Genomic DNA, 2,603 nt, shown 5'->3' on the forward strand with positions numbered 1-2,603 from the left:
GGGTAACACGTATTTTTATTAAATGTTTTTAATTTATTTGATATTTTAAATTATATGTTAGGAGGGATTATAAATGGAATACAGAAAATTAGGCCGAACAGGGCTTGACGTTTCTATTATATCATTTGGTGGCATAATGTTGAATAACATGAATCAAGAAGAAGCAAATAAAGTGGTTTCTGAAGCTATTAAAAGAGGAGTGAATTTATTTGATGTTGGGCCAACTTATGGTGACGCTCAAAATAAACTAGGACCTGCTATAGAAAAATATAGAGAACAGATAATTTTAACTTGTAAAACTGAAGCTTATAAAACCAAGGGGGAGGTTAGGTCTGACTTGGAAAATTCTCTAAAATTACTAAAAACTGATTTTTTTGATGTTTATCAGTTACATGAGGTTATCAATGAAGATTTGTTTAAAAAATCAATGGGCTCGGGAGGAGCCTTGGAAGCTATTCTGGAAGCTAAAAAAGATGGCTTGGTTAATTATGTCGGATTTTCATCTCATAGTGAAGAATGGGCACTGGAACTTATGAAACTCTATGATTTTGATACTGTTATGTTCCCTGTAAATTGGAATTACTGGTACAATTATCATCAGGGAGAAGCAGTAATAAAAAAAGCCCGCGAAACGAATAAAGGCATACTGGCTATTAAATCTTTAGCTCAAAGGCGTTGGAAAGATGGTGAGGAAAGGCATGGATATAAAACTTGGTATAAGCCTTTGTTTGATAACGATGAATTGGCCATGCTCGCACTCAAATTTACATTATCAAAAGATATTGATTCTGCAGTTAGTCCGGGCGATAAAAGGTTGTTGTATAAAAGCATTGATTTAATAGAAAATAATAAGGGTTTTTTAAATCTTTCAAATTCTGAAAAAGAAAGATTAGAAGAATTTGTTGATCTATATGGGGGACAACTTTATCCAGTTGTAACATCCTAATCTGTTTTTAGAAATAAAAATACTCCCTCTTTATTCTTGCTAATAACCTTTTCAGTTATTTTCTTTATACCAAAATAATAATCTTTATCTTGGTAATATATTGTTAGAATAAAGGTAGGAAATATGCTTTACTATAAAATAAGGGAAAATAGACAATCTAACGGTGTTTATACTTTAATTAGAAGCTTAACTAACTCCTTTATTTTGTGGATTTTTTGCATATCTTCAATAATTTGGTTACAATTAAAAAATAAAAGCAGACATAAAAATTCACCGATAAAAGATGAGATAATATTTTAGAAGGAGGATATTCAAATGAAATTAAAAGGAAAGAAAATTGGAATTTTAGTTGAAGATTTATATGAAGATTTAGAATTATGGTATCCATATTATAGATTATTAGAAGAAGGTGCCGAAGTGAAGCTCATTGGACCGGAAGCCAAAATCTATAAAAGTAAACACGGATATCCGGCTGAAGCTGATTTATCTGCAGCAGAAGCGAAGGCAAGGGATTTTCAGGGAATCGTAGTTCCAGGAGGTTATGCTCCTGACCGATTGCGCCGTTATCCGAAAATCCTTGACCTGGTTCGGAAAATTTTTGAAAATGGTGGCTTAGTAGCTTCTATCTGCCATGGTCCCTGGGTCCTTATCTCGACGAATATCATGAAGGGTAAACATACCACAGCTATGATTTCGCTCAAGGATGACCTCACCAATGCCGGAGCAATTTATCTTGATCAAGAAGTCGTAGTGGATAATAATTTGATTACTTCCAGAACGCCTCAAGACCTTCCGGCATTTCTTCCGGCTATCATTACAGCTTTACAAAATAAATAGAATATTTAAAGGAGATAAATAATGAGATTATTTGATGGAGTTTTTTTAGGAATTATATTTTTAACAGTGGGTATAATTTTACTTCTGAATAGTATTTTTAATTTCAATATTAATATATTTAAATTAACCATAGGAATTCTTATTGTCATGTTCGGAATATTTATCCTTTTTGATGGTTTTGGATTTCAAGATAGTAAAAATATAGTCTTTAAAGAAGGAATAATTAGAGTTTCAGAACTTAGGGATGAATACAATGTTATATTTGCTTCAGGTACAATTGATTTATCAAAAGTAAAAATAAAAGATGAAGTAAAGAAAATAAAGGTTAACACCATATTCGCAGAGGGAAAAGTCCTCCTTAATCCCGACATTCCTACATTTATTAGGGCGAGCTCTGCCTTTGGTGAACTGGAATTGCCAGATAGGTCATCAGTGGTGTTTGGTTCGCAAAAATATAAAATAGGTGAAATCGATACCAATCAGGGATATTTAGAAGTTGAAGCAAGTGCAGTATTTGGTAAATTGAAATTTATTACTACTAATTAGTTTGTAGTTTTTAAATTGAGGAAAGAATTCGATATTTACAAGATGAAAAAATCAGGAGTAATATTATACCCCTGATTTTTTCATATGAAGATTTATTAAATTCTCTCAATTGTTCCATAGACGTTTCTTTTTCTCTTCATGCAATTGTGATACTATATACTAATTTATTATGATGTTTCTCGGCTTTGTTCTCTTTACGAGAGAGATATGAAATAAATTTGACAGAAAATAAAAAGTATGTTATATATAGACTGACGGTCAGTCTATATATAAA

General features: G+C 31.6%; 3 protein-coding genes. All 3 read left to right on the plus strand.

What is annotated here, in order from left to right; translation table 11 throughout:
* Positions 1-73: 73 nt before the first annotated feature.
* Positions 74-946 (plus strand): aldo/keto reductase, encoded by an 873-nt coding sequence (locus ENO17_05455; protein ID HER24472.1) that lies wholly within the window; start codon positions 74-76, stop codon positions 944-946.
* A gap of 315 nt (positions 947-1,261) precedes the next feature.
* Positions 1,262-1,783: a type 1 glutamine amidotransferase gene (locus tag ENO17_05460; protein HER24473.1), complete on the plus strand. Its 522-nt coding sequence runs from the start codon at positions 1,262-1,264 to the stop codon at positions 1,781-1,783.
* A 21-nt stretch (positions 1,784-1,804) separates the two neighbouring features.
* Positions 1,805-2,329 carry a hypothetical protein gene (locus tag ENO17_05465; protein ID HER24474.1) on the plus strand — a complete coding sequence of 175 codons (525 nt, stop codon included), beginning with the start codon at positions 1,805-1,807 and terminating at the stop codon, positions 2,327-2,329.
* The last annotated feature ends 274 nt before the right edge of the window (positions 2,330-2,603 follow it).

This window comes from Candidatus Atribacteria bacterium (genome assembly GCA_011056645.1).
Classification (GTDB): Bacteria; Atribacterota; Phoenicimicrobiia; order Phoenicimicrobiales; family Phoenicimicrobiaceae; genus Sediminicultor; species Sediminicultor quartus.